Here is a 26,852-nt window from a genome sequence, read left to right as displayed (position 1 = left end):
CCATGAAACCGAGTACGGACCCCGCACAGAACTCGGCGGTGGAAGAGTGGCCGTCCGGCGGGCGGCACGCGCGCGAACTACGCGAGTCCCGCCGGCCGCGCCTGCCGTTCACCGAGTTCGTCGTGAAGATCCACAGCCGCTGCAATCTGGCCTGCGACTACTGCTACGTCTACGAAATGTCGGACCAGAGCTGGAAAGACCAGCCCAAGAACATGTCCGAGCCGATCTTCGACTATGCGTGCCGAATGATCCGGGACCACGCCGCGCGATTCGCCCTGTCCGAGGTGAGCCTCGTGTTCCACGGTGGGGAGCCCCTGCTGGTGGGCCACGCGGCGCTGGAGCACTTCGCGCGCCGGGCCCGAGAGATCCTCGAACCGACCGTCCGGGTCCACCTGGGAATGCAGACCAACGGTGTACTGATCGATGCCGAATTCCTCGATATCTGTGCCCGCAACAACGTAGCGATCGGCGTGAGCCTCGACGGCGACGAGCGCGGACACGACCGGCACCGGAAGTACCGGCGGGGTACCGGTAGTCATGCCGACGTCGATGCCGGGCTGAGGCTGCTGACCGGACCGGCGCACCGGAACCTGTTCTCGGGACTGCTCTGCACGATCGATATCGACAACGACCCGCTCGATACCTACGAGGCGCTGCTCGGCTACCGGCCACCGTCGCTCGACCTACTGTTGCCGCACGGCAACTGGACCAGCCCGCCACCGGCCCGGACCGCGGACCGGACGTCGGCACCGTATGCCGACTGGCTCATCACCGTCTTCGATCGCTGGTACGGAGCCCCTGTCGCCGAGACCCGCATCCGGCTCTTCGACGAGATCATCGAACTGCTGCTGGGCGGCACCGGAGCATCGGAGTCGGTCGGACTCGCGCCGGTCCAGCTCGCGGTGATCGAGACCGACGGCAGTCTGGAACAGGTCGATGCGCTGAAATCGGCATTCGCGGGCGCTACCAGAATCGAGGGCGGTACCGCCGGCAACGCACTCGACCGGGCGACCGGGGAACCCGCGGTGATCGCCCGGCAGATCGGCATCGAGGCGCTCGGTGCCGGCTGCCGCGCCTGCCCGCTGCACCGCGTGTGCGGCGCAGGACATTACGCCCATCGGTACCGGGCCGGTCACGGGTTCCGCAACCCCTCGGTGTACTGCGCCGATCTCGAGAAGCTGATCAGGCATATCGAGTCCCGGATACAGGCCGACCTCCATGCCGTAGTGGAGCGATGAGCCGTCACGGCATTCTGGGAAACCGGAACTTCCTACTGCTGTGGTCCGGTAACGCGATCTCGCTCGTCGGTTTTCACGGGGTCCGAATCGCCTATCCGTTGCTCGCGCTGACGATCACCGGTTCGGCTGCCCTCGCCGGTTGGATCGGATTCGCCATCTCGCTACCCGCCCTGATCTTCCAGATTCCGGCGGGAATCGCCGCGGACCGCTGGGATCGACGGACGATCATGATCGTCTGCCAGACCGCCGGACTCGCCGCGGCCGGCGCGGCGTGCCTGATTCTGGCATTCGATCTGCCGCAGCCGGGCGCACTGCTACTGATCGCCGCCTTCGTCGAGGGCACTGCCTTCGTCTTCTTCGGAATCAGCGAGCTGGCCATGATCCGGGATATCGTGGACACCACGCAGCGGCCGACGGCATTCTCGTTGTTCGAGGCCGAACAGCCCATCGCGCTGATCATCGGCCGGGCAGCCGGGGCGACGGTCTACGGAATCGCTCGGTGGCTGCCTTTCGTCGCGGATGCCGTCACCTATCTGGTCTGCCTGTGCACCCTGTGGTCGATTCGGCTCGACCCGGCACGGCGTACTGCCGGCAACTCGGCGAAATCCGCGACCGCGACGCTGCGGACCGGGATGAATCTTGTTCTCGGGGAACCGTTTCTCCGCAGCTCGACGGTGATCAGCGGACTGTCGAATATGGTCATTCAGGTCGTCATCCTGCTGATCATCGTGGAAATCGAACGCTCCGGCCGACCGATCTGGACGGTCGGAGTCGTCTTGGGCGCCGCCGGCGTGGGCGGGATCATCGGATCCGCCGTTGCCGCGGCGCTGGCCGCACGATTCAGCCCGCAGCGGCTGTATCGCTGGGCACTGTGGTGCTGGACGGTATTGCTCGTTCCGATCGCCGTGTGCTCCCAGCCGTGGGTCCTGGGTGCCGCGTGGTTCGGCGTCGGCGCCGTGGGATCGGTGGTGAACGTTGCCCTGACTCTGTTCCGGGTGGAGCGCATTCCGGAAGAGGTCTTGGGCCGCGCGGTCGGCACCGTCTCGATGGTGACCGACGGGGCGGTCGCGCTCGGCGCGATCATCGCGGGCTATCTACTCGGCACGCTCGGCACGACCACCACAGGATGGATTCTGGTCGCCACGATGTTCGGGCTCGCCGCAGCCGGCTGTTCGACCGGGCGGTCGCCCGGTCCCACCGAGATAGCCACCGGCACTGAGGCGATCCACAGGTAGACCCTGGCCGCGCGTACACGTCGCGGCCTGGGCCGACACCGGCTGTCGCCGCAGCTCCGGCCGCGGATCTCGGTACGGTGAGCAGATGCCGGATATCTCCGCCGCGTCCCGCACCGGCCGCCCTCGCGACAGCCGAGTGGATACCGCGCTGCTCGCAGCCGCCGCCCAGCTCATCGCCGACCACGGGTACGGCGCACTCACGTTCCAGGCTGTCGCCGATGCGGCCGGAACCAGTAGGCCCGCGCTCTACCGCCGTTACACCAGCCGCGCCGACCTCGTGGTCTCCATGCTCATCGCACGCTACGGACTTCAACCCGGCGCCGAGGATCTCGGCGGCATCGAAGCCGAACTCTTCGCGATCCAGCAACACCAGCGCGAGCTCTTCAACGACCCTGTACTGCGCCGGGCGGTGCCCGGACTGTTGGAAGAACTCGGCCGCACACCGGAAGTCGCACGCCGATTCCAGGAGCAATTCCTCCGGCCGCGCCGGCGCTCGACGGCGACCATCCTCGAACGCGCGGTCGCCCGAGGTGAAGTCACCACAGAAGTCGACCCCGAATGGCTGTGCGACCTGATCACCGGCCCCATGCTCATGCGCGCACTCATACCCGAGCTCGGGCCGATCGACGAAGAGTTCGTACAACGCACCGTACGATCCGCGCTCGACACGGTGGGCCTATAGGGGCGCCGGCAGCATCATGGTTGACGTTACAATAGCCGCGAGCTACTTTCATTACGGTTCGGTACGTAACGAAAGGCCTGTCGATGCGCGAGGATGTGGAATTTCTCAGTGGCGGAGTCACCCTGCGTGGATGGCTGTACAGGCCGGACCCTGGCACCGGCTCCGTACCGCTGGTGGTGATGACCCACGGTTTCGCGGGCGTCAAGGAATGGGTCGCACCGTTCGCCGAGGTCTTCACCGCCGCCGGGCTCGCCTGCCTGGTCTACGACCATCCCGGTTTCGGTACCTCCGACGGCGAGCCGCGCTTCGAGGTCGACCCCACCGCACAGATCGAGGGCTACCGCGACGCGGTGACCTACGCACAGTCGCTCGACGGGATCGACGGTGATCGGATCGGCATCTGGGGAACCAGCTATGCCGGCGCCCATGTCCTCGTCGTCGCCGCGACCGACCGCCGTGTCCGGGCGGTGGTCTCCCAGGTTCCACTGACCAACGGCTGGGCGACCTTCGGCCGCCTCGTACCATCGATCATGCTTCCCGCCGTGCGCGAGGCGATCGCCGCGGACCGCGCGGCCCGGTTCGCGGGTGCGGCGCATCAGACGATCAAGGCCGCTTCCGATGACCCGGCCGAACTGGTCGCGATGCCCGGTGCCAAGGTCTACGAATGGCTGATGGCACACGGCCCGCAAGTATCGACCTGGCGCAACGAGGTCACCTTGTCCAGCGTGGACAAATTTCAGAGTTACGCACCGGAAGCATTTCTACGCCGCATTTCACCCACTCCCCTGCTGATGGTCATCGCCGAAGCGGACACCCTCACGCCCAGCGATATCGCCCTGCAGAGCTACGCCGATGCCCTCGAGCCGAAACAACTCACGCTCGTTCGCGGAGGCCACTTCGCCGTGTACGGCGACCGATTCGATCAGGCATCCTCGGCCGCCCGCGACTTCCTGCTGACCCAACTCACCGATCGGTGACCCACGTGCCCGGCAATCCGCCGCGGTCACCGCACGGCCCGCCCGGACGCAACCGGGAGACAGCCGACCAGTCGACAGAAAGGGAATACCGGCCGCGTGCTGCACGGTCGAGATGATGTCATCGAACAGATCGCGACGCTCATAGACAACAGCCGAGCCGGTCGCGGTAGTGCACTGCTGATCACGGGTGCACCCGGTCAGGGCAAGACCGCGCTACTGGGACACGCGGCAACACTGGTGGACGGCGACTGGCTGGTCCTCCGCTGCTGCGGAACCGAGCAGGAAGCGGGGCTTCGCTACGGCGGACTGCACCAGCTGCTCGCGCCTATGCCGGACGCGGGCGGGTTCCTACCGGAACCGGCGCCCGCAGCGGCGCATTCGACAGCACACGATCGACCGCTCCCGGCGGACGACGACAACTACCGGGTAGGTCTCGGGTTGCTCACGGTGTGGTCGACGCTCACTGCCGAACGCCCGGTGCTCTGCCTGATCGATGACGCGCACTGGTGGGATCCGCCCTCCCTCCACGCCCTGGCCTTCGCCACACGACGACTCACCGCACATCGATCGGCCGTGCTCGTGTTCGCCCGCGAACACGAGCACGTCTACGGTTTCCCCGAAACGCGCCTGACACCGCTGTGCAGAGAGAACTCGAGGTCCCTGCTGAACGATCGGCTTCCCGGACTGCCCGCCGACACCCGCGAGCGGATTCTCGACACCGCGGCCGGGAATCCCGCTGCACTTCTCGAACTGCCCATCGCCAACAGCAATCTGCCGACCATCGGACCACTGGCACTGACCGACCGCCTTCGGCGGGAGTACGAGCGCCCTATACTCGCCCTACCCGAAGACACTCGAATCGCGCTGCTGGTAGTCGCCGCCGATTGCAGTGAGAGTCTGATCGTCGCCCTGCGTGTGCTCACCGAATTCGGCTCGACCGCCACGGCGCTGGATCCCGCGGAACGAACCGGAGTGGTGAGCATCTCGGGATACTCGATCGCTTTCCGGCATCCGCTCGAGCGAGCGGCCGCTTACGGAATGGCTCCCTACAGCATGCGCCTGTTCGTGCACACGGCCATCGCGGCGAGCATCGACAACCCCGAGCTACGAGCGTGGCATCTGGCCGCCGCCGCGACCGCACCCGACGAAACTGCCGCACTCGCGCTGGAGGCAGTCGCCGGCCACGCTCGTCGCGATACCGAATTCCGGCGGGCCGCGATCGCTTCCGAGCGTGCGGGCCATCTGTCGCCCGCCCCGGCGGCCCGCCATCGGCGCCTGCTGGCCGGCCCTGGAAGCCAATATCGAGGCAGGACAGGTGCACCGCGCACTCCGGCTGGTGAACGAGATCGCCGCATTCGACGGTGATCGTGCGGATCTGGCGCGGTTGTCCGCAGCGCGCGGCCGCATATTCTCGGCACACGGCGACCCGCGCGGCGCCTACACCGCGTTCACCGATGCCGCCGCGCACCTGCGTCCTGTCGATCCGGATGCCGCGGCACGCATGCATGTCTACGCCGCGGGAGCGATATGGCCGGATCCGGACCTGTCCCGGTTACGCACCGCCCAGGCCGCCATCGACGCCTTGGACCTCGGCACTGCAGGTGACGAGTACTCGGCCGTACTGGACGGCCAGATCGCCTTCCGCGACGGTACGCGCGACCTGATCCGCGCCGTTTCCACGGTCCGGAGGGCCATTCCTCTCGCCCGGACCCGATTCGCCGAGGATCACTCGATCCGATTCATTCTCGCGCTACAGGCCATGAGCGCGGGCGCGACAGATGACGCCCGCACACTCCTGATGGAGCTGAACACGATCTGCCGCCAACGCGGGATGACGGGGCGGCTCCCGATCATCGGCATTGCGCTCGGCACAGCCGAAACACTGCTCGGCCACTTCACGGAAGCGGAAGCCCTCCTCACCGAGAGCCTGCGAACGGCTCGCGATATCGACCAGCCCGACCGAGCCCACCGCGCCGGCGCCGGTTTGGCTGTTCTCGCGGCCGTACGGGGCGAGCAGGAAGTGTGCCGGACGCTGGCCGAGGCGAACCTTCCCGGCGCGACACCGGTTCTCGATACCACCGGCGCGGTGACCGCCCAGTGGGCGCTGGGCCTGCTCGACCTGGGCTATGGGCGTCACGATTCGGCGATCGTCCACTTCGAAGCGGCGAGCGAACACAGCGACCGCGCCATCGGTTGTTGGATTCCCTTGATCAGCGATCACATCGAAGCAGCGGCCCGGTGCGACCCGGCCCGGGCCGCCGAACCCATGGCTCTCCTGGAGCGGTGGTGTGCCGCGAACCCGGCGCCCTGGATCGAAGCGCACTTTCTGCGTTGCCGTGGATTACTCGAGCAGGACGGGAGCGCGTTCGCGCGGGCGCTGACCCTGCACGCCGAAGCCCATCGCTGGTTCGACCACGCCCGTACCGGCCTGCTCTACGGCGAATGGCTGCGCCGTGAGCGCTCGACACTGAAGGCGCGCAGTCTGCTGCACTCGGCGATGGGTACTTTCGAGCGTCTCGGCGCCCGGCCGTGGGCCGAGCGGGCACGTACCGAACTCCGCGCGGCCGGAGAAGGCAATGCCGATGACGCCATCGTCGACGCGGCCGGCGGGTTGACCCCGCAAGAGTTACAGGTCGTGCGCCTCGCCGCCGCCGGCGCGACGAACCGGGAAATCGCCGCCCGGCTGCAGATCAGTCCCAAAACCGTCTCTCATCATCTCTATCGCGCCTTTCCCGAACTCGGGGTAAGCAACCGACGAGCGTTGGCGCGGTTGCTTCTCGGGGACGAGTAACGAGAAGCATTCGGTTGACGCACGGGAGATCCCAAACCTACGATACGTTACGCGATGTAATGATTCAGGAGGTGACGTGCGGACCGCAACCGGAACATTCTCCGATTACCGCCACGAATTATCAGCGCCCGTCGACCGATGCAATACCAATACGCCCATTCACCTCGGCATTCCGCGGTGAGATCCCCTCACCTCCGCGGTGAAGAAATGACATCGCTCGCACTGGAAGTCGGCAGCACAGGGATCGCGGTGGCCCGCATCGCCGGTAACGATATGCCCGGACTCGTGCTGCGGATGCCCACACCGCCCCTCGACGGCTGGATCGCGTGCCGGAACCTGCTGCTGGATATCGCGGGAGAGGACGAGATCGCGACGATCGGCATCGCCTGTCGCGACCTGGACAGCAGCCCGCTCGCCGCCGCGCAGACATCGGCCGAGCAGTGGCAGAAAGACAGCGACCTGAAGAGCGCGGTGCAGCGCACCTTTCCGGCCGCGACGATCTTCTCGGCCTCCTATCACCTCTGCGTATCGCTGGCCGAATATCACACCGGCGGGCTACCGCCAGAACAGCTGGCCCTGACGGGCGCCGGAATCCTCGCCCGGCTCGCATCCCTGCGCCGGCTCGCCGACGGTCCGGAGCGAGTCGCGGCCGATACCCCGGCCGGAATCACAGGCTGTTCACGACCACCGCCCCGAGTCTGCCTTCGTCGAAATATTCGACGGCGTCGCCCGGGACCGAGATCACTGTGAAGATGGAAAATGCATGCACCTGCAAGCGAGAGCGCGCCACGATAACTGGTATTACCACTTGACCTCTTACCACTGACCATTCTAGGGTCATCGGTATGGCCTTGAAACGGATCGCGCGGCGCTCGGTGCCCGACGAGATCTACGACCAGCTCGTCGACGATGTGCTGACCGGCGAACTGCCGCCAGGATCGGCCCTGCCCGCCGAACGCCAGCTGGCCGAAGCCCTCGGAGTCTCCCGGCCCACCGTGCGCGAGGCGGTGCAACGCCTCGCGCGCGCCGGCCTGGTGGAGATACGACAGGGCGGCAGCACCACGGTCCGCGATCCCCGCCGTTCGGGCGGTTTGGAACTGCTACCGCGGCTGCTGTTGCGTGGCGGCGAGATCGACCGGTCCGTCGTGCGCAGCATTCTGGAGACCCGGGCGTCCCTGGGCCGGGAGGTCGCCGTCCTGGCCGCCCGGCGCGATGGTCCGGGGCTCGCCCGCGAATTGACCGCCGCGGTGGACGAATTGGCGTCCGCGCGGGATCCGCTGGCCCGCCAGCGTATCGCGCTCGAATTCTGGGACCACCTGGTCGATGCCGCCGAATCGATCGTGTTCCGCCTGCTGTTCAACCATCTGCGGGGCGTCTACGAACCGGCCATGGCGGCACTGACCGGGGTCATGGATACCGAGGTCGGCCGCCCCGAGCTCTACCGTTGCCTCGCCGACGCGGTCATCGCGGGTGAGGCGGATACCGCCTCGAGCCGCGCCGAGGAGTTGCTCTCCCTGGCCACCGCGGAATTCGATACCTTCCTCCGTCGTCTGGAGTCCACGACATGAACCTCCCGCAGACCCGGCGCGCCCGCAACGCCGATATCGACGATCTGGCCCGGCGCCGCCTGGCCGCCGACGACGCGAGCAGCGCGCGGCGCGGCCGTCTGACGCTGCGGCAGGCCTTCCGGGGCTTCGTGGCCGCGCCGTCACCGTGGATCATCGCCGGGCTTCTCGCCGGCGCGCTCCTCGCGCGAGTGGTGGTGGGCGACTGGCACCTCACCGACGCGCTCGTCCCGGTGCTGATGGTGGCGACGTTCCCCTTCACGGAATGGGTCATCCACGTCTGTGTGCTGCACTGGCGGCCGCGCACTCTCGGCCGGTGGCGCATCGATTCGCTCCTCGCCCGCAAACACCGTGAACACCATGCCGACCCGCGCGTCACCCGGTTGGTGTTCATCCCGTGGCAGACCTTCCTGTGGCTGCTGCCCGCACTGCTGGCGATCGCGGCATTCGCCTTCGGCCGGATCGGGCTCGGGTTGACCTTCCTGGTGTCGGTGGGTGTGCTCGGCCTGGTCTACGAATGGACGCACTATCTCGTCCACACCGACTATCAGCCGCGCGGCGCGGTGCTGCGGGCGGTGCGGCGCAACCATCGTCTGCACCATTTCAAGAACGAGCACTACTGGTTCGCCGTCACCACCGCGGGCACCGCGGACCGGGTTCTCGGCACCTATCCCGACCCGGCCCGGGTGCCCAACTCCCCCACCGCGAAAGCCCTGCATCAGGCGAGCGGGGTGTAGCGGGCCGTTCTAGGCGCGGCGCAACGCCAGCACCGGGATCGTGCGGACCCCGCGCGTCTTCTCCTCGTATTCGGCGAAGCCGGGGTAGCGGCGGGCCTGCTCGGCATAGATACGGTCCCGTTCGGGACCGGTCACCTCCGCCACCGCCACCGGATAGGTTTCGGTCCCGCGTTCCACGGTGGCCTGCCCGGCGTCGGTCAGGTTGTAATACCAGTCCGGGTTCGTCGGGGCACCGGCCTTGCTGGCGAATATGTAGACGAGATCGGGATCGCCCTCATCGGCCAGATACATCATGGGCGTCACCGCTTCGCGGCCGGATTTGCGGCCCCGGTGATGGGCCAGCAGCATCGGGGCACCCTCGAAGGGTCCGCCGACCCGGCCTTCGTTCTCGCGGAATTCGCTGATGATGCCGTTGTTCCAGTCGTCTGCCATATCCGCATTATGCAGGGACTCCCGCGGCGTCCCGGGTTGCTCGCCGCGGCGGGTCCGCCGGGTCCGGGGCCCGGTTCCGGGTCACCGCCGGGCCACAGCGCGTCACCGGATGAGCTGTCACACTACCGATCATGGCGTTCACCGACGACCCCGACGGCGACCAGTTCTTCGCCCTGCGCACCTTCCGCGCCGACGGTTCGGCGGTCACCACCCCGATCTGGCTGGCGCCCGCCGGTGACCGCTGGTACGCCTACACACCCGTCCGCTCGTACAAGGTCGTGCGGATCGCCGCCCGGCCCGAGGTAGAGGTGGCGCGGTCCACCTTCGACGGCACCCCGACCGGGCCCTGGCGTACCGGCCGTGCCCGGATCCTGGACGGCCGCGAACGGCGGATCGCCGAGCGGGCGATGACGGCCAAGTACGGTGCCAGGTTCCGGATCTTCGTCCTCACCACCCTGATCGGCCGCTTCCGTCCGCACGGTGGGCCCGCAGTCGGGCTCGAGATCGAGGTCCCCGAGGGACTGCCGCGGCTGCGGCGGTGAACATACGCCTCAGCGCAGGCACAGGGGGGCGATATCGGAGAGCCCGCCGGTGGTCGGCGAGGTGAGATACATACACGGGCTCTGCCCGGCCGTTTCGATGGCGCGGCGCACGGTGTCCCAGGTCGGCGCGTCCAGTGCGGGCTGCCGCGACAGGACGAACCCGGAGAGCCGGGTCGGATCGGTGACCAGCGCCCACGAATAGTCCGGGGCGAGAGCGGTGACGATGTAGTTCGTCGGACCGTCGAGACCGTCCTGGCCGGGCACGCCCGGGAAGCTCACATGCAGTTGCGCCCGCGTCGCCGGATCGTTGACCCTGGCGGTTCCGCGGATCTCGTTACGCCCGCCGGACCAGGTCGCGCACTGGTTGTAGACGCCGATATCGCCCTGCGGGCCGAGGGTGTACTCGGCGCGGGTGTCGCGCGCGCATTCCAGGTTGAACGGTTGCGGTACCGCGGCGAGCTGGTTCCAGGTGCCGAGGTAGCGGTCGAGCTCCAGGGCGGGCACCGGCGCCGGGCCGGGCGGCAGGGCGGGCTGGGCGTGGGTCGCGGCGCCGGCCGCGGACGCGCCGAACGCGATGAGGGCGGAGACGAGGCCGAGTGTGCGGCGAACGGCTCGATGGGCGGTCACGGTGACTCCTCGGGAATCGGCGGTGTGATCATCGGTGGTACCCATCACTCACTATATAGATGCATAATCGATGCGTATAGGGACCCGCAGGAGGTAACCGATGGCAGCCATCCATTTCGCCCGGATCGTCGGCGCGGCGACAGCGTGCTACGGACTCGCGGTCGCGGCGCGCCCGTCGGTCCTGCTGGCACCGTGCGGCTGGGACGACAGCGACCCGGGCCGCCGGGCCCTGGCCCGGACCACCGCGTTCCGCGATATCGCCTCCGGCCTGGGGATACTCGTGGCGCCCACCGCCCCGGCGCTGCGGGTCGCCGTGGCCGGGCGGGTGCTGTCGGATCTCTCCGACGCCGCGGTGCTCGGTATCGCCCTGCGCGGCCGGCCACAGCAAGGGAAGGCCGTCGCCGTGGCGGCGGGCTGGGGTCTGCTCTGCGCCGCCGCGGGCGTGGCCGCGACGAGGGCGAAATGACCCGGCTGCGGTGGCCTCGACTGTCGGCCGGCCACTCCGCGTCCGGCCCACACCGGAGCGCCGGACCCGAGCGGGCAGAATAAGACGATGCCCACCGCTCCACCCCCGGCGACCGCCTCGGCCGGATACACCGTCCGCGCCGTCGCGGAGCGTCTCGGCATCCCCACGGCGACGCTGCGGAGTTGGAACCGGCGCTACGAGATCGGGCCCACCGGCCACCGGCCCGGCAGCCACCGTCTCTACACCGAGGACGATATCGACCGGTTGCACCGGATGCTCCAGCTCATCCGGGACGGCGCCACTCCGGGTGGCGCCGCGGCGGCGGTACGCGCACCGGCAGCGCGGCCCGGCAACCGGGAATCGTTGCTCATCTCGGCATTCCGTCTCGACTACCGCACCGCGACCATGCAGCTGGTAGCACATATCCAGGCGTTCGGCGTCGTGGACACCTGGGAACTGCTGTGCCGCCCGGTCTTTGCCGATATCGTGACCCGGCAGGCCGGCGGTGAAGGCTGTATCGATGTCGAGCACCTACTGTCCTGGTGCATCACCTCGGCGCTACACATCACCAATCCGCCGGCCACACCGGGACCACGGCCGATTGTGCTGGCCTGCACTTCGGGCGAAACCCATGCCCTCCCGCTGGAAGTACTTCGCGCCGCGCTGGCGGAGCACGGCGTGGGGGCGCAGATGCTCGGTGCCGATGTACCCACCGAGGCGTTGGGCGATACGCTCGCGCGACTCTCGCACCCGGCCGATCTCACCCTGTGGTCCCAGCACGAATCCACCGCCCTGACCTCCAGCGTCCGCGCCGGAACCGAGGCCGGAGCACGCGTGTTCGTGGGCGGCCCGGGCTGGGACGCGGTGATCCTGCCCGCCGGCATCGAGCGGCTCACCGGCCTCACCGCCGCTCTCGACCACCTCGCCTGAGCCGGATACGGGAGCTCCCGCACCGATCCGGAATTCGACCCATCCGCTCGGGTCCGCGCACCGAACCACCCCCGCCCACACCGCCGGGCGGTCGACCGGATTTCCACCTCGGCTCGCGGTAGAAGCCGAAACGATGCATACTCGATGCATAGGAACCGTGGTGGCCGATCGGAGGAATGGTGATGACCGAGCAGGACGGACCGGTCCGCGCCGGACGACGGGTCGCGGTGGTGGGCAGCGGCGTCGCCGGGCTCACCGCCGCCTACGTACTGTCCGGCTCCGCGCATGTCACCCTCTACGAGGCCGACCACCGGCTCGGCGGCCACGCCGACACCCACCGGGTGCGCACGCACGACGGCCGCGAACTCGGGGTGGACACCGGATTCATCGTGCACAACGACCGGACCTACCCGACATTGACGCGCCTCTTCGGCGAGCTCGGGATCACCACCCGCGAAACCGATATGTCGATGTCGGTCCGCTGCGACGGCTGCGGGCTGGAATACGCCGGCGCCCGCGGCCTCGCCGGACTGTTCCCCCGGCCCGGCAGTCTGGCCCGCGGGCGCTACCTGCGCCTGCTCTCGGAGGTGCCCCGCTTCCACCGGCTGGCCCGCGCGGAACTCACCGCCGCTCCCGACGAGGCGCTCACCCTCGGCGTCTTCTCCCGCCGGGCCGGATTCTCCGGCTACTTCGTGAGCCATTTCCTGACGCCGCTGGTGTCGGCGGTCTGGTCGTGCGATCCGGCCACCGCGCTGCGGTACCCGGCGCGCTACCTGTTCACCTTCCTCGAACACCACGGCATGCTGACGGTGTTCGATTCCCCCACCTGGCGCACCGTGCGGGGCGGGTCGGCCACCTACGTCCGCGCGGTCGCCGAACGACTCGACGCGGTCCTGACCGGCACGCCGGTCCGGGCGGTCGACCGGCTGGCCGACGGCGTGGCCGTCCGCGACGAGGCCGACGATGTCCAGATCTTCGACGCGGCCGTCATCGCCACCCACCCCGGCCAGGCCCTGGACATGCTCACCGAGCCGACCGAGGCCGAACGCACCGTTCTGTCGGCCATGCCGTTCGCGGTGAACCACACCGTCCTGCACACCGACGCCTCGGTGCTGCCCCGGGCCGCCCGCGCCCGGGCCTCCTGGAACTACCGGATGCCGGGGTGTACCGCGACGCCCGACCGGGTGCTGGTGAGCTACGACCTCACCCGGCTCCATCGCCTCGGCGAGCCCGCCGAGCCGCGGTTCCTGGTCACTCTGGGCGACGAGGACCGTGTCGCTCCCGGCGCGGTGCTCGATCGGATGGTGTACGAACATCCCCTCTACACCCCGGGGTCCGTGGCCGCCCAGCAGCGGCTGGGTGAAATCGGCTGCCGTCGTCTCGCGTTCGCCGGCGCCTACCACGGCTGGGGCTTCCACGAGGACGGCGCCGTGTCGGGGCTGCGCGCCGCCGAACGGCTCGGCGCGCACTGGCCGCAAAGGCTCCTGCGACCTCTGCCCGCGTCATGACCGCCCGGCTGGTGTACACCACCATCGACCACGTCCGCCACACACCGGTCCACCACCGGTTCCGCTATCGCAGCTACAGCTGGCTCGTCGATCTCGACGATATGCCTCGACTCCCCCGCTGGCTGCGCCCGCTCGCCGGCCTGCGCGCCGCCGACCATCTGGGCGACCCGGACCGCAGCCTGCGCCGCAACATCGGCGATTTCGCCGCCGAACACGGTATCGACCTCGACGGCGGCCGGGTGACGATGCTGACCAACGCGCGCGTGCTCGGTTACGTGTTCAACCCGCTCACCGTCTACTGGTGCCGGGACCGTCGCGATATCCCGGTCTGCGTGGTCGCCGAAGTACACAACACCTACGGCGAGCGGTACTCCTATCTGCTGCGTACCGATTCCCGCAGCCGCGCCACCGCGACCAAACAGTTCTACGTCTCACCGTTCAACGACGTATCGGGCGAATACCGGATGCTGCTCCCCGAACCCGGCGCCGAGCTGCAGCTGTCGATCGTGCTGCGCCGCAACCGCCCCGTGCTCACGGCGTCGATGTCCGGACACTGCCGGCCGGCGACCACCGCCGCCATCCTGCGCGCGGCCGTCGTGATGCCACTCGCCCCGCTCGCGGTCGCGGCCCGGATCCGTATCCAGGGTGTGCGGCTGTGGCTGCGCGGCCTGCCAGTCCTACCCCGCACCCCAGTACCGATCGAGGAGCCGTCGCGGTGACCACCGACCTGTCCACGCTGTCCCCGCCTGCCGAGAATCCCTGGCCGGAGGTGGACCGGCTGCCCACCGGTATCCGCGCCGCGCTCGCCGCACCGGTGGCCGACCGGCTGTTCCGGCGCGCGGTCGGGCGGCTGCCGCTGCGGGTCGCCTACCCGGACGGCACGGTCCTCGGGCAGCGCCCCGCCGATACCTCGACGCCGCTGCTGGAACTGCATCGCCCGGACGATTTCGCGATCCGCCTGGGTGCCTCCGGGCTGATCGGGTTCGGGGAGTCGTATATGGCCGGAGATTGGTCGTCGCCCGATCCGGCCGCCGCGCTGACCGTCCTCGCCGCCCGGATCGAGGATCTCGTCCCCGCCGCTCTGCGCGCGCTGCGCCGCCTGTACGTGGCCCGCCATCCGCGCGCCGAACGCAATTCCCGGGCCAACACCCGCGGCAACATCGCCCGGCACTACGACCTGTCCAACGATTTCTTCGCGCTGTTCCTCGACGAGACGATGACCTATTCGAGCGCGCTGTTCACCTCGACCGATCCGGCCCCGCGGGATACCGATCTCGCCGCCGCGCAGTGGCGCAAGATCGACCGTGTCCTCGACGCGGCGGGGGTCGGCGCGGGTACGCGGGTCCTCGAAATCGGGACCGGGTGGGGTGGGCTCGCGGTGCGCGCGGCCGAACGCGGCGCGACCGTGCGCTCGGTGACGCTCTCCACCGAACAGCGCGACCTGGCCCGCGACCGTATCGCCGCCGCGGGTCTGTCCGATCGCGTCCGGGTGGATCTTCTCGACTACCGCGAGGTCACGGGCGAATACGACGCCGTGGTGTCGGTGGAGATGATCGAAGCCGTCGGATGCGAATATCTGAATATCTACTTTCGCCGGATCGAGAGCCTGCTCGCTCCGGGCGGCCGGGCCGCGCTGCAGGGCATCACCATGCCGCACCACCGGATGCTGGCCACCCGCGATACCTACACCTGGATCCAGAAGTACATCTTCCCCGGGGGTTTCCTGCCCTCCACCCGGCTCCTCGCCGATACCGCCCGGGCGGCCGGGCTCACCGTGAGCGAACGGTTCTCGATGCGGGAGCACTACGCCCACACACTGCGCCTGTGGCGGGCGCGATTCCTGCGCAACAACGACCGGATCGCCGTCCTCGGTTTCGACCCGGTCTTCCGGCGGATGTGGGACCTCTACCTCGCCTATGCCGAGGCCGGGTTCCGCAGCGGCTACCTGGATGTCGAACAGTTCGTGCTGACCAGAGGAAACGAGGGATGACACCGTGATCCGCGCCTTGGACACCCTGCTCGACCGCACTCTGCTCCCGGGCTACAGCCGGCTCGGTTTCCATCTGCGGGCGCGCGGGTGGACGCCCGGCGACCCGCCCGAGGACGCACTACTCGGGCGTACCGCGATGGTCACCGGCGCCAATTCCGGTATCGGCAAGGCCGTCGCCACCCGGCTGGCCGCGCTGGGCGCGACGACCGTGCTCGCCGTCCGCGACCTCGACCGGGGCGACCGGGCGCGCCGCGATATCCGTACCGTCGTACCCGCGGCCGATATCCGCCTCGTCCGCTGCGATATCGCCGAACCCGGCAGTATCGACGCCTGCGCGGAGACGCTGCGCGGCGAACTCCCGGCCCTCGACGTCCTCGTCCACAACGCCGGGGTCCTGCCGGCGGAACGCACCGAGAACTCCGCCGGGCACGAACTGACCCTGGCGACCCATATCCTCGGCCCACTGCGCCTCGTCGACCGGCTGACCCCGTTGCTCACCGCCTCCGGCGACGCCCGGACGGTTTTCGTGGCGTCCGGCGGTATGTACACCCAGCCGCTGCCCGCAGACGATCCCGAGTACCACGACGGTCCCTATCGCGGGGCGACCGCGTACGCGCGCACCAAACGGATGCAGGTCGCGTTCACCCCGCTCCTCGATCAACTGCTCGCCGATCACGGCGCCAGCGTGCACAGTATGCATCCGGGCTGGGTGAACACACCCGGTATCGCCGCCGCCCTCCCCCGCTTCAGTTCGGCGCTGCGGCCGGTGCTGCGCACCCCGGACGAGGGCGCCGATACCGCCGTCTGGCTGGCCGCCACCCGCCAGCTGCCCATGGCGGGCCATTTCTGGCACGACCGGCATATCCGTGACGAGCACTACCTGAACTACACCCGCTATTCCGAGGAACAACTGCTCGCGCTGTGGGACTACTGCCTGAACGCGGCCGGGGTCACCGTGGCCCACAGCCCGCGGCAGGAGTGATCTCCCGGGACCGATGAATCCCGGCCTCCCGCACCGTCATTGTGTGCGAGGCCCGACTTCGTCGTCACCCAGGAGGCCATCGTGCCCGATATCGACCCGACCCCGGAACCACCCCGGCGGTTCGCCGAGCACCCGACGGTGCGGCGGATGGCCGCGCGGCCGCGCGGCAGGCCCGAACCCGTTCTCACCGCCGAGCGGCTGCGTGAGATCTGCCTGGAGGCGGGGGCCGATGATGTGGGATTCGTGCGCGTCGACGATCCCCGGGTGGCCGAGGAAACCGGGCCCGCGCGCACGATCCTGCCCGCCGCCCGCACGTTCGTCTCGTTCTGTGTGCGGATGAATCGCGATAATCTCCGCAGCCCGCAGCGCAGTCTCGCCAATACCGAGTTCAACCATGCCGACGACGAGACCAACGCCGTCTCGCGGGCGATCACCCGGGCGCTGCAGGACACCGGATATCGCGCGGTGTATCCGGCCCCGGGATATCCCATGGAGGTCGAGCGGTTCCCGGGGCGGATCTGGGTGATCGCGCACAAGGTGGTGGCCGAGGCCGCGGGGCTCGGCGTGATGGGGATACACCGCAATGTCATCCATCCGCGGTTCGGCAACTTCATCCTGCTGGGGACGGTGGTCACCGATGCGGTAGTGGACGAGCCGAGTGCGCCACTGGATTTCAATCCGTGCCTGGAATGCAAACTCTGTGTCTCCGCGTGCCCCGTCGGCGCCATCACCCCGGACGGCGGATTCGATTTCCAGGCCTGCTACACCCACAACTACCGCGAGTTCATGGGCGGGTTCACCGACTGGGCCGAAACCGTGGCCGACAGCGACGACCGCGCGGACTACCGCGCCCGCGTCTCCACCGGCGAATCGTTCTCGCTGTGGCAGAGCCTGTCGTTCAAACCCAACTACAAGGCGGGTTACTGCATGGCGGTATGCCCGGCGGGTGAGGATGTCATCGGCCCGTTCCTCGACGATCGCCGGGCCCATCTCGACGAGGTGGTGCGCCCGCTGCAACGGCAGGAGGAGACCGTCTACGTCCTGCCCGGATCGGCCGCCGAGGAGCATGCCACCAAGCGCTTCCCGCACAAAACCGTGAAACCGGTGACCAACGGCTTCCCGGACGAGGTCAACACCCTGCTCGACCAGATCGGACCGCGGCCGCGCGGTACCGGATCCGGCGGGCCGGCGACCCCGGCGTAGGGCGGGTGACGCGGCGTTCTCTCCGGTAGCGTGAGCGCAGGAGGTCGACGCGTGACGCTGGCTGCGGGGGCGAATTTCGCCGGGTATCGGATCATCCGGCCGATCGGCTCGGGTGGGATGGGTGCGGTGTACCTCGCGCAGCATCCCCGGCTGCCCCGCCGCGACGCGGTGAAGGTCCTCGACGAAACCCTCGCCGCGGATACCGAATTCCGGGCCCGCTTCGAACGGGAGGCCGAACTCGCCGCGCGGCTGGAACATCCGAATATCGTCTCGATCTACGACCGCGGCGAGGAGAACGGCCGCCTGTGGATCTCGATGCGGTTCGTGGACGGTCTGGACGCGAGCGCCCTGGTGGCCCGCGGTCCGGCGGCGCTTCCCCCGCGCCGGGCGGTCGAGATCGTGTCCCAGGCCGCGCGGGGGCTGGACGCGGCCCACCGGCGCGGACTGCTGCATCGTGATGTGAAACCGGCGAACATCCTGGTCTCGGCGGGCGACGACGGCGCCGATCTGGTGCGGATCACCGATTTCGGGATCGCCCGGTCCCTCGACGCCACCACCGATCTCACCGCCACCGGCTCGGTGCTCGCCACCTTCGCCTACGCGGCGCCCGAACAGCTCTCCGGCCGCCCACTGGACCACCGCGCCGATATCTACTCCCTCGGCTGCACCCTCTACGAACTGCTCACCGGCAGCAGGCCGTTCGGGCATCGCAGCGGGGCGGCGGTGATCTACGCGCATCTCTCCGAACCGCCGCCGCGCCCCTCCCGGGCGCGCCCGGAGCTGACACCGGCCATGGACGAAGTGGTTTCGCGCGCGATGGCCAAGGATCCGGAGGCACGTTTCGGCAGCTGCGCCGAACTGGCCGCCGCCGCCCGCGCCGCACTGGGACCGGTGGCCGAGGGACCGCTGTCCGGACCGCGCCCGGTACCCGGCGGCCGGGGGGTCGTATCGCGAGACTCGTCGTCCCGGCCGGGCGATCGCCCGACCGGGTCACCTGTCACACCGGCACCTGCCGGAACGCCGGTCACCGCCGCGGCGTGGCCGGGGGGCCGCGCCGGTGTCCTCGGTGCGCGTACCGGACCCGGGGAGCGGCACCGGCCGGCGGCCCGCGGCCGCGTCGTCGCCGGCCTGATAGCGCCGGCGGTGGCACTGGCGGCGGGGATCGGCGGGTGGCTGCTGGTCGGCGGCGGCGCGGAGACCGTCGCGGGTAACCCGACCACCCCGGCGACCCCACCACCACCGAGTGGATCGGCGCCGCCCACCACGGCGCCGCTACCGCCGGACAGCCCCTGGGGCCCGGCCGCGTATATCGTCGACGCGTTCCCCGGTCTGCTGCCGCCCGATCCCGAATCGACCGGCTACGCCGGTATGCGGTGCGCCCTCAACGACGACCTCGGCGCCTGGTTGCACTGCCCCACCGACGATCCCGCCGGGTTCCACGTCAACGTGCGCTGCGATCCGGGCCGCGCACCGCTGGCGCCGTCCCTCGACGCCACCGGCCTGGCCGACTTCCGCGACCAGCGGTGGACCCGGCCGTCGGGCACCGGGACGGTGCGGTGGGGCACCGACGCGTACTCCGGGTTCGGGTTGCTCGAGGTGACTTTCGACGATCCCGCCCGCAGTTTCTGCGAGGTCGCGGCCTCCGGCGGATCGGGCGGCCGCGACGTTTTCGACCGATGGTGGGCCGATGCGCCGCTGTGACTCCGGGAGCAGACCATGACACCGGACCGGGTGCTGCGGCCGGGCAGCGAATTCGCCGGGTACCGGATCGAGCGGCGCCTCGGCGCCGGCGGGATGGGCACGGTCTACCTGGCCCGTCATCCGCGCCTTCCGCGTTCGGTCGCGGTGAAGGTTCTCGACACCGCCGGAGCCGATCCGGTGCTGCGGGCTCGTTTCGAGCGGGAGGCCGATCTCGCGGTGCGCGTCGACCATCCGAATGTGGTGGAGGTCTACGACCGCGGCGAGGAGAACGGCCGGCTGTGGATCGCCATGCGGTACATACCGGGAACCGACGCCGCGCGGCTGATCCGGCAGGGCCGGACGGCGCTGCCGCCGCACCGGGTCGCGGGAATCATCGCCCAGGCGGCGGAAGGGCTGGACGCCGCGCACCGCCGCGGGCTGCTGCATCGCGATATCAAACCGGCCAATCTGCTGGTCGGCGTCGACGACGAAGGCCGGGATCAGGTGTTCGTCACCGATTTCGGGATCGCCCGCGCGATCCGCGACGACGCCCGGCTCACCGATACCGGTGCGGTGGTCGCGACCCTCGCCTACGTGTCACCGGAGCAGATCCGCGGCGAACCCACCGATCACCGCGCCGATATCTATGCCCTGGGCTGCACGCTGTTCCAGTTGCTCACCGGGCGGCCGCCGTTCGAACGCGCGAATCCGGCAGCCGTGCTCGCCGCTCATCTGGAGGAACGGCCGCCGCGGCCGTCGGAGTTCGGCGCCTCGATGCCGGCCGCCCTGGACGCGGTGGTAGCCCGCGCGATGGCGAAGGCCCCGCGGGATCGCTTCGGCACCTGCCGCGACCTCGCCGCCGCCGCCGACCGCGCCCTGGCCGCGCCCACCCCGCTCCCACCACCGGCCTTCGTTCCCGCACGGCCGCCCGGTCCCGCGGTGCTTCCGCCGAATACGCGATGGCAGCGGGCCCGGTCGCGCCGGATCTCGACGGCGGCCCTGCTCGGCGCGACCGCGGGCCTCGCGGTCGTGGCGGTGACCGTCGTGGCCCTGGCCCTGCGGCCCGCGGCCGGCTCCGACCCGGGTCCGGCGCCCACCGCCGCGCCACCGGTCCCCACATCGCGCACCACGGCGGTCACCCCGGCACCGGACACCCCGGCGGTGAATGCGGCGTGGGGCCGAAACGGCGAACTGGTGGCGCTGTTCCCCGGTCTGCTCCCGGCCTCGCCCGGCGAGACCGGCTATCAGGGAGTCCGGTGCACCGATATCGAGGTCCTCAACAACGGCGGCGCGCCCGCGGTGGAATGCGTACAGGACAACGGCCTCACCTATTACGTCTGGTCGTTCCGGCGCGGCGACCCGCGCCGGGATTCCACCTTCACCACGAATATCGACAACGACACCACCCGCGAGCAGCCCTGGACCCGCGCCTCGGGATCCGGCCGGATGCGCTGGAGCGACTACCCGGGCGCGAACACCGGCCTGCTCACGGTGTCCTTCGACGATCCGGCCCGGGCCTGGGTCGTCATCGATATGTCGTGGCCGCATCACGGCGGTGGCGACATCGTCGGCCAGTGGTGGGCCGGCGCCCCGCTCTGACCCAGCGACCCGGTCGCGGGCGGGCCGTTCCGCACGACCCGCACCGGCTCGGCCCGGGTGCCCCGGCATAGGGTGTGCCCATGCCCGAGACACGCGCCAGTTACCTCACCGAGGCAGGTGAGATCTACCGCCGATCGTTCGCGATCATCAGGTCCGAGGCCGAACTGGACCGGTTCCCGGCGGATATCTCACAGGTCGTGGTGCGGATGATCCACGGATGCGGTCAGGTGGACCTGGCGGGCGATGTGCTGTTCACTCCGGGCGTGGTCGCGGCGGCGCGGGCCGCCCTGCGTGACGGCGCCCCGATCCTGTGCGATGCGAACATGGTGGCCTCGGGGGTCACCCGGAAGCGGCTGCCCGCCGATAACGAGGTGCTGTGCCTGCTGCGCGATCCGCGGGTTCCCGAGCTGGCGGCCCGGCTGGGCACCACTCGCTCGGCCGCGGCGCTGGAGCTGTGGCGCGATCGACTGGGCGGGTCGGTGGTCGCGATCGGGAACGCGCCGACCGCGCTGTTCCATCTGCTCGACATGATCGCCGCGGGCGCACCGGCGCCGGCGGCGGTGATCGGGATCCCGGTGGGGTTCGTGGGCGCCGCCGAATCGAAGGAAGCGCTCGCCGCGACCGCCGGCCTCGACTACCTGACGGTGCGCGGGCGGCGCGGTGGCAGTGCCATCACCGCCTCGGCGCTCAACGCGATCGCGAGCGAAGAGGAATGAGCGTGCGGACCGGGAAACTCTGGGGAGTCGGGCTGGGGCCGGGCGATCCCGAACTGGTGACGGTGAAGGCGGCCCGGGTCATCGCGCAGGCCGATGTGATCGCCTTCCACAGCGCCCGGCACGGGCGCAGTATCTCGCGCGGGATCGCCGAACCGTATATGCGGCCCGGCCAGCTCGAAGAGCATCTGGTCTATCCGGTGACCACCGAGACCACCGACCATCCGGGCGGATACCAGGGCGCGATCGACGAGTTCTACACCGCGGCCGCCGAACGGCTGGCCGCCCATCTCGCCGCCGGCCGGTCGGTGGCCCTGCTGGCCGCGGGAGATCCGCTGTTCTACAGCTCCTATATGCATATGCACCGCCGGCTCGCCGACCGGTTCGAGGCCGAGATCGTTCCCGGTATCACCTCGGTGAGCGGTGCGTCGGCGGCGCTGGGTACGCCGCTGGTGGAGGGCGATCAGGTACTGACGGTCCTGCCGGGCACCATGCCCGCCGACGAGCTCACCCGCCGGCTGGCCGACAGCGATGCCGCCGCCATCATGAAGCTCGGCCGCACCTATCCCGCGGTCCGCAAGGCACTGGCCGATTCCGGCCGCCTCGACCGCGCCTACTACGTGGAACGGGCCAGTACCGGCCGCGAACGGGTACTGCCCGCCGGCGAGGTCGACGAATCCCGGGTCCCGTATTTCGCCATCACTCTGGTCCCCGGGCCGGAGCCGACCACCGCGCTACCGGCCGGACGCCGCAGCGCCGCGGCCGATTCCGGAAGCGACGTGGACAGCCGGGCGGATGCGGGTATCGGTGAGGTCGTGGTGGTCGGGCTCGGCCCGGGCGATACCGCGTGGACCACCCCCGAGGTCCGTGCCGCGCTCACCGACGCCACCGATCTGGTCGGGTACACGACCTATATCGACCGGGTTCCGGTCCGCGACGGACAGCGCCGGCACGGCAGCGACAACCGGGTCGAATCCGAACGTGCCGCCATGGCACTGGATCTGGCCCGGCGCGGCGGCCGGGTGGTCGTGGTGTCCTCCGGCGATCCCGGTGTTTTCGCGATGGCGTCCGCGGTACTGGAGGAATCCGCGGACCCCCAGTGGGCGGAGGTACCGGTGCGGGTACTGCCGGGAGTCACCGCGGCCAACGCGGTCGCCAGCCGGGTCGGCGCGCCGCTGGGCCACGACTACGCCACGATCTCGCTGTCCGATCGGCTCAAACCCTGGGAGGTGGTGGCCCGGCGGCTGGCCGCCGTGGCGGCGGCGGATATGGCCATCGCGATCTACAACCCGGCCTCCAGCCGGCGCACCTGGCAGGTCGGGGCCATGAAGGAGCTCCTGCTCGAACATCGTGATCCGGGCACGCCGGTGGTGCTGGGACGCGATGTGGGCGGTCCGTCGGAAACCGTGCGGGTGATCCGGCTGGGCGATCTCGATCCCGCCGAGGTCGATATGCGGACACTGCTGATCATCGGCGCCTCCACCACCGCGGTGGTGGAACGCGACGCGGACGCCGCGCCCCGCGTGTACACGGCACGGCGCTATCACACCTGATCCCCCATCCGATAGCATTCCACTATGGAATACCGTCGGTGAAAGGGAGATGTGGTGAACGCCAAATCGAAGCGGTCGCTGAACTCCACGGCCGCCTCACTGCTGGGGTTCCTGCACGAGGGACCCATGTCGGGCTGGGATCTGGTGACGCTGGCGCAGGAGCGGATCGGGGATTTCTGGACCGTCACCCAGAGCCAGGTGTATCGCGAGCTCGCCGCCATGGATGCGGCCGGACTGGTGGTCAAGGGCGAGGCGGGCGCCCGGGATCGCACCCCGTACCGCATCACCGAGGCGGGTCGCGCGGAGTTCGCCGAGTGGATCGCCCGTGACCCGGGCGCCGAGACGATCCGGTTCCCGCTGCTGCTCACGCTGCATTTCGGTGGTCATCTCGACCGCGCGCACCTGGCCTCGATCATCGATAACGAACGTAAGGTCCACCAGGAACGCCTCGACCGCTACCGCGCCGAGGACCCCGCCTGTCTGTCCCCGCATTCCCGGGCCACCCTGGAATTCGGAATCGGCTACGAACGCGCGGTCCTGGACTGGTTCGACCGGTTACCGGAACTGCTGTCCCGGTGAGGTGAACCGGCGCGGTCGCCGGTGTCCGCGGCGCCCGGTCACGGGAACGCGCCGCTGAACTCCGAGATCCAGCGGTGCGCCGCGGACACGGACTCGACCACGGCCATATCCGGCGGCACCGGCGGCCGGTCGATCATCACCACCGCGAGTTCCGCGGCCCGGGCGGCCACGAGTTTGGCCGCGGTGGCCGAGCCGCCGCTGTTCTTGGTCACCACGACCTCGATCCGGTGCCGGGCCAGCAGGGCGGCCTCCTCGTCCACCGTGAAAGGCCCACGGGCGAGGAGCAGTTCGTGTCGCGGCGGCAGCGGCGCTTCCGGCGGGTCGATGGCCCGGATCAGATACCAGGGCCGCGGATACCCGGCGAAGACGCCGACGCCCTGCCGGCCCACCGTGAGCAGGATCCGGCTGCCGAGCGCGGCCGCCCGCGCCGCCGCGGCGGCCGTATCCGGTACCGGATACCACCGGTCGCCCGGTTCGGCGGTCCAGCCGGGCCGCTGTAGCCGCAGCACGGGCAGCCCCAGCCGGGCGCACGCCAGCGCGGCGTGAGCGGTCATGGTCGCGGCGAACGGATGGGTCGCGTCGACGACCAGCTGGATGCGGTTGTCCGCCAGCCAGGTCCGCAAACCCTCCACGCCGCCGAACCCCCCGATCCGCACCCGGCCGGGCGGACGGGCCGGATCGGACACCCGACCGGCGAGCGAGGACACGATCTCGTGTCCCGGCTCGCCGGTCAGGAGGTGGGCGAGTTCGCGGGCTTCACCGGTCCCGCCCAGCAGCAGAATTCTCAGGGCTGGCCGCTGAAGTAGGCGATGGCCGAATCCAGCAGCGGCGGGCCGCCGGCCACGGCGAGACCGATACCGGCGCCGATGATCGCGCCCGGGATCAGCCCGACACCCAGGAACAGGAATCCGATCCCGGCACCGATCGCCGCACCCACGGCGGCACCCAGCGAAGCCGCCTGCAGTTCGTTCATGAACCACTGCTGCGCGCCGATGAACTGCGCCTGCGCGGGAGCCCCGGCGACCGGGGTGGCCTGCGGGGTGAGGGTCAGGCGGCTGTTGCCTTCGTCGATCTTCGCGGCGACGGTGACGATCTGGTCGCCGGACCGCTGGTCCAGCGGGATGCTGGTGAGACGCTCCCCGGCCGCGTTGGTCAGGACCACCTCGTTCTTGCCGGAGTCCAGGCTGAAGGCGCCCCCGGTAACGGTGGTGACCAGCGACTTCCCCGCCTCGGCCAGCGCCAGGGTGTAGTCGACGCCGCGGTCGTTCCCGGTGACCTCCGGTACCGCGTTCTGCTGCTGTTCGGCGGCGGGCGCCGAGGGGGCGGGAGCGGCGTATCCGGTACCGGCGGCGACACCGGTGGCCGCGGCGGCCATGATCGCGGTCGCGGCGAACTTCTTGTATCTCACAATCGATCTCCCCGTTGCGCACGGGCCCGGTGGCCCACGCTCGGAACATCGGTGACCTTACTACCGCTGCCCGATTCGTCCATTCGGGTTGTCACACTCGAGAAGGCCCGAGGCAGTGCACATCACACTCCGCCACCCGTCACGACCGGCCGGGCTTCACCACCGACCACTGGGTCACCGGCAGCTGCGGACGCCAGGTGGTGAACCGCCCGAGGGGTTCGCCCCGGTACACCTGGAACCGCCGCAGCGCCCCGCCGTGCGCGGCCGACCACTCCAGCAACAGCGTCTCCGATTCGGCCGTGACCGCGTTCGCGACCAGGCGTCCGCCCGCCGGAAGACGTGACCAGCACAGGTCGAACAGACCGGGAACGGTGAGACCGCCGCCGAGGAAGATCGCGGCCGGAACGGGAAGTCCCGCGTCCGCCCGGATCTCGGCGACCGCCTCCGCGCGCACGCCGATATCCGGAACACCCAGCGCGGCGGCATTCGCCGCGATCTGCGCGCGCCGCGCCGGCAGACTCTCGAAGGTGAGCGCCCGGCACGACGGATGGCTGCGGCACCATTCGATCGCGATGGTGCCCGATCCGCCGCCGATATCCCACAGCGTCTCCCCCGGCGCGGGCGCCAGGGCCGCGAGCGTGAGGGCACGGATCTCGGATTTCGTGAGCTGGCCGTCACCGTCGTAGGCGGTATCGGGCAATCCCGGCAGCCGGGTCAGCCGGGTGGCCCCGGGGTCGGCCGCCACCGTGAGCGCGACGATATTGAGCGGATCTCCCGGCGGCCGGTCCCAGTGCGCCGCCGTTTCCGACACGATCCGCTCGGCCGGGCCGCCGAGTTGTTCCAGAACCGTCACCCGGGTAGGTCCGAACCCGTTGCGCCGCAACAGATCCACCACCCGGCCGGGTGTGCCGGCATCGGCGCTGAGCACGAGGATCCGGCGCCCCTCGGTGAGTTCCGGGTGCAGCCGCTGCACCGGACGGCCGACCGCGCTCACGACACTCACCTCCGGCAGCGGCCAGCCCAGCCGCGCACACGCCAGTGACGCCGAGGACGGCTGCGGCAGCACCCGCAGCGCCTCCGGTCCGAGCAGCCGCGCCAGGGTGGCGCCGATCCCGTAGAACATCGGATCACCGCTGGCCAGCACGCCCAGCCGGGTATCGCGCCGAGCGGCCAGCAACCCGGGCAGCGCGGGCAGCAGCGGCGACGGCCACGGCTCCCGGCGGGCGGTCACCTCGGCCGGGAGCAGCTCGAGCTGCCGGGACGACCCCAGTACCACCGTGCAGTCACGCAGCGCGGCGCGTGCGGTCTCGGACAGACCGGGCCAGCCGTCGGCGCCGATTCCCACCACCGGGATCCGGGGCCCGGACCATTCGACCGCCGGGCCGCTACTCACCTCGCGGACCCGGTTCCGTACC

General features: G+C 70.0%; 27 protein-coding genes. 22 read left to right on the top strand and 5 right to left on the bottom strand.

Annotated features, from left to right (window positions below; genetic code table 11):
• The first annotated feature begins 2 nt into the window (after window positions 1-2).
• From ACZ6SF_RS02835 to ACZ6SF_RS02795, 9 genes are all read left to right on the top strand, one after another.
• The gene (locus tag ACZ6SF_RS02835) at window positions 3-1,238 is read left to right on the top strand and encodes an FxsB family cyclophane-forming radical SAM/SPASM peptide maturase (RefSeq protein WP_466060185.1); all 1,236 of its coding nucleotides are present in this window, start codon (window positions 3-5) and stop codon (window positions 1,236-1,238) included.
• Window positions 1,235-2,473 carry an MFS transporter gene (locus ACZ6SF_RS02830; protein ID WP_466060183.1) on the top strand — a complete coding sequence of 413 codons (1,239 nt, stop codon included), beginning with the start codon at window positions 1,235-1,237 and terminating at the stop codon, window positions 2,471-2,473. The genes ACZ6SF_RS02835 and ACZ6SF_RS02830 overlap by 4 nt, the downstream gene beginning before the upstream one ends.
• Window positions 2,474-2,609: 136 nt before the next feature.
• Window positions 2,610-3,155 (top strand): TetR/AcrR family transcriptional regulator, encoded by a 546-nt coding sequence (locus ACZ6SF_RS02825; protein ID WP_466060181.1) that lies wholly within the window; start codon window positions 2,610-2,612, stop codon window positions 3,153-3,155.
• A 95-nt stretch (window positions 3,156-3,250) separates the two neighbouring features.
• Entirely contained in the window at window positions 3,251-4,132 is an 882-nt protein-coding gene (locus ACZ6SF_RS02820) for an alpha/beta hydrolase (protein WP_466060180.1), read from the top strand.
• Window positions 4,133-4,228: 96 nt separating this feature from the next.
• Window positions 4,229-5,497, top strand: coding sequence for an AAA family ATPase (locus ACZ6SF_RS02815; protein ID WP_466060178.1), 1,269 nt, complete (start codon window positions 4,229-4,231; stop codon window positions 5,495-5,497).
• A complete protein-coding gene (locus tag ACZ6SF_RS02810) occupies window positions 5,448-6,923 on the top strand; it encodes a LuxR C-terminal-related transcriptional regulator (RefSeq protein ID WP_466060176.1) in 1,476 nt (491 codons plus the stop codon). The genes ACZ6SF_RS02815 and ACZ6SF_RS02810 overlap by 50 nt, the downstream gene beginning before the upstream one ends.
• A 207-nt stretch (window positions 6,924-7,130) precedes the next feature.
• Window positions 7,131-7,673 carry a hypothetical protein gene (locus tag ACZ6SF_RS02805; RefSeq protein WP_466060174.1) on the top strand — a complete coding sequence of 181 codons (543 nt, stop codon included), beginning with the start codon at window positions 7,131-7,133 and terminating at the stop codon, window positions 7,671-7,673.
• 95 nt (window positions 7,674-7,768) lie between these two features.
• Window positions 7,769-8,491, top strand: a complete 723-nt coding sequence (locus ACZ6SF_RS02800) for a FadR/GntR family transcriptional regulator (protein WP_466060172.1) — start codon at window positions 7,769-7,771, stop codon at window positions 8,489-8,491.
• Window positions 8,488-9,225, top strand: a complete 738-nt coding sequence (locus ACZ6SF_RS02795) for a sterol desaturase family protein (RefSeq protein ID WP_466060170.1) — start codon at window positions 8,488-8,490, stop codon at window positions 9,223-9,225. The genes ACZ6SF_RS02800 and ACZ6SF_RS02795 overlap by 4 nt, the downstream gene beginning before the upstream one ends.
• A gap of 9 nt (window positions 9,226-9,234) precedes the next feature.
• Here ACZ6SF_RS02795 and ACZ6SF_RS02790 read toward each other — a convergent pair whose 3' ends face one another.
• Window positions 9,235-9,657, bottom strand: coding sequence for a nitroreductase family deazaflavin-dependent oxidoreductase (locus ACZ6SF_RS02790; protein WP_466060168.1), 423 nt, complete (start codon window positions 9,655-9,657; stop codon window positions 9,235-9,237).
• A 131-nt stretch (window positions 9,658-9,788) separates the two neighbouring features.
• Between ACZ6SF_RS02790 and ACZ6SF_RS02785 the strand changes: the two genes are divergently transcribed.
• Window positions 9,789-10,199, top strand: a complete 411-nt coding sequence (locus ACZ6SF_RS02785; RefSeq protein ID WP_466060167.1) for a PPOX class F420-dependent oxidoreductase — start codon at window positions 9,789-9,791, stop codon at window positions 10,197-10,199.
• Window positions 10,200-10,208: 9 nt separating this feature from the next.
• Here the strand turns inward: ACZ6SF_RS02785 and ACZ6SF_RS02780 are convergent, their stop codons facing one another.
• Complete coding sequence (locus tag ACZ6SF_RS02780; protein ID WP_466060165.1) at window positions 10,209-10,826, bottom strand: lipocalin family protein; 618 nt, start codon at window positions 10,824-10,826, stop codon at window positions 10,209-10,211.
• Between the two features lie 100 nt (window positions 10,827-10,926).
• Here ACZ6SF_RS02780 and ACZ6SF_RS02775 point away from each other — a divergent pair, with 100 nt between their 5' ends.
• The 12 genes from ACZ6SF_RS02775 to ACZ6SF_RS02720 all read left to right on the top strand — a co-directional run bounded on the left by ACZ6SF_RS02775 (window position 10,927) and on the right by ACZ6SF_RS02720 (window position 24,029).
• The gene (locus tag ACZ6SF_RS02775) at window positions 10,927-11,292 is read left to right on the top strand and encodes a hypothetical protein (protein WP_466060163.1); all 366 of its coding nucleotides are present in this window, start codon (window positions 10,927-10,929) and stop codon (window positions 11,290-11,292) included.
• Window positions 11,293-11,379: 87 nt separating this feature from the next.
• Complete coding sequence (locus ACZ6SF_RS02770) at window positions 11,380-12,222, top strand: MerR family transcriptional regulator (protein ID WP_466060161.1); 843 nt, start codon at window positions 11,380-11,382, stop codon at window positions 12,220-12,222.
• Between the two features lie 182 nt (window positions 12,223-12,404).
• Window positions 12,405-13,730, top strand: a complete 1,326-nt coding sequence (locus ACZ6SF_RS02765) for an NAD(P)/FAD-dependent oxidoreductase (RefSeq protein ID WP_466060159.1) — start codon at window positions 12,405-12,407, stop codon at window positions 13,728-13,730.
• A complete protein-coding gene (locus tag ACZ6SF_RS02760) occupies window positions 13,727-14,449 on the top strand; it encodes a DUF1365 domain-containing protein (protein WP_466060157.1) in 723 nt (240 codons plus the stop codon). The genes ACZ6SF_RS02765 and ACZ6SF_RS02760 overlap by 4 nt, the downstream gene beginning before the upstream one ends.
• Window positions 14,446-15,720 carry a class I SAM-dependent methyltransferase gene (locus ACZ6SF_RS02755; RefSeq protein ID WP_466060155.1) on the top strand — a complete coding sequence of 425 codons (1,275 nt, stop codon included), beginning with the start codon at window positions 14,446-14,448 and terminating at the stop codon, window positions 15,718-15,720. The genes ACZ6SF_RS02760 and ACZ6SF_RS02755 overlap by 4 nt, the downstream gene beginning before the upstream one ends.
• A gap of 4 nt (window positions 15,721-15,724) precedes the next feature.
• Window positions 15,725-16,702, top strand: coding sequence for an SDR family NAD(P)-dependent oxidoreductase (locus ACZ6SF_RS02750; RefSeq protein WP_466060153.1), 978 nt, complete (start codon window positions 15,725-15,727; stop codon window positions 16,700-16,702).
• Between the two features lie 147 nt (window positions 16,703-16,849).
• The gene (locus tag ACZ6SF_RS02745; RefSeq protein WP_466061316.1) at window positions 16,850-17,905 is read left to right on the top strand and encodes an epoxyqueuosine reductase; all 1,056 of its coding nucleotides are present in this window, start codon (window positions 16,850-16,852) and stop codon (window positions 17,903-17,905) included.
• 51 nt (window positions 17,906-17,956) lie between these two features.
• A complete protein-coding gene (locus ACZ6SF_RS02740) occupies window positions 17,957-19,606 on the top strand; it encodes a serine/threonine-protein kinase (RefSeq protein WP_466060151.1) in 1,650 nt (549 codons plus the stop codon).
• A gap of 15 nt (window positions 19,607-19,621) precedes the next feature.
• Window positions 19,622-21,184: a serine/threonine-protein kinase gene (locus tag ACZ6SF_RS02735; RefSeq protein WP_466060149.1), complete on the top strand. Its 1,563-nt coding sequence runs from the start codon at window positions 19,622-19,624 to the stop codon at window positions 21,182-21,184.
• An 80-nt stretch (window positions 21,185-21,264) separates the two neighbouring features.
• On the top strand, window positions 21,265-21,900 hold the full coding sequence (locus tag ACZ6SF_RS02730; RefSeq protein ID WP_466060147.1) for a precorrin-8X methylmutase: 636 nt from the start codon (window positions 21,265-21,267) through the stop codon (window positions 21,898-21,900).
• Window positions 21,897-23,450 (top strand): precorrin-2 C(20)-methyltransferase, encoded by a 1,554-nt coding sequence (locus ACZ6SF_RS02725; RefSeq protein ID WP_466060145.1) that lies wholly within the window; start codon window positions 21,897-21,899, stop codon window positions 23,448-23,450. The genes ACZ6SF_RS02730 and ACZ6SF_RS02725 overlap by 4 nt, the downstream gene beginning before the upstream one ends.
• A gap of 54 nt (window positions 23,451-23,504) precedes the next feature.
• The gene (locus ACZ6SF_RS02720) at window positions 23,505-24,029 is read left to right on the top strand and encodes a PadR family transcriptional regulator (RefSeq protein WP_466060143.1); all 525 of its coding nucleotides are present in this window, start codon (window positions 23,505-23,507) and stop codon (window positions 24,027-24,029) included.
• Window positions 24,030-24,067: 38 nt separating this feature from the next.
• Here ACZ6SF_RS02720 and ACZ6SF_RS02715 read toward each other — a convergent pair whose 3' ends face one another.
• The 3 genes from ACZ6SF_RS02715 to cbiE form a co-directional block, all read right to left on the bottom strand.
• The gene (locus ACZ6SF_RS02715; RefSeq protein ID WP_466061315.1) at window positions 24,068-24,817 is read right to left on the bottom strand and encodes a cobalt-precorrin-6A reductase; all 750 of its coding nucleotides are present in this window, start codon (window positions 24,815-24,817) and stop codon (window positions 24,068-24,070) included.
• Window positions 24,814-25,437, bottom strand: coding sequence for a DUF8020 domain-containing protein (locus ACZ6SF_RS02710; RefSeq protein ID WP_466060141.1), 624 nt, complete (start codon window positions 25,435-25,437; stop codon window positions 24,814-24,816). Before ACZ6SF_RS02710 ends, ACZ6SF_RS02715 begins: the two co-directional genes overlap by 4 nt.
• A 139-nt stretch (window positions 25,438-25,576) precedes the next feature.
• Window positions 25,577-26,830 carry a precorrin-6y C5,15-methyltransferase (decarboxylating) subunit CbiE gene (gene cbiE, locus ACZ6SF_RS02705; RefSeq protein WP_466060139.1) on the bottom strand — a complete coding sequence of 418 codons (1,254 nt, stop codon included), beginning with the start codon at window positions 26,828-26,830 and terminating at the stop codon, window positions 25,577-25,579.
• Window positions 26,831-26,852 lie beyond the last annotated feature (22 nt).

It is taken from the genome of Nocardia sp. NPDC049935 (assembly GCF_055586645.1).
This window is presented reverse-complemented; position numbering and strand designations above follow the sequence as displayed.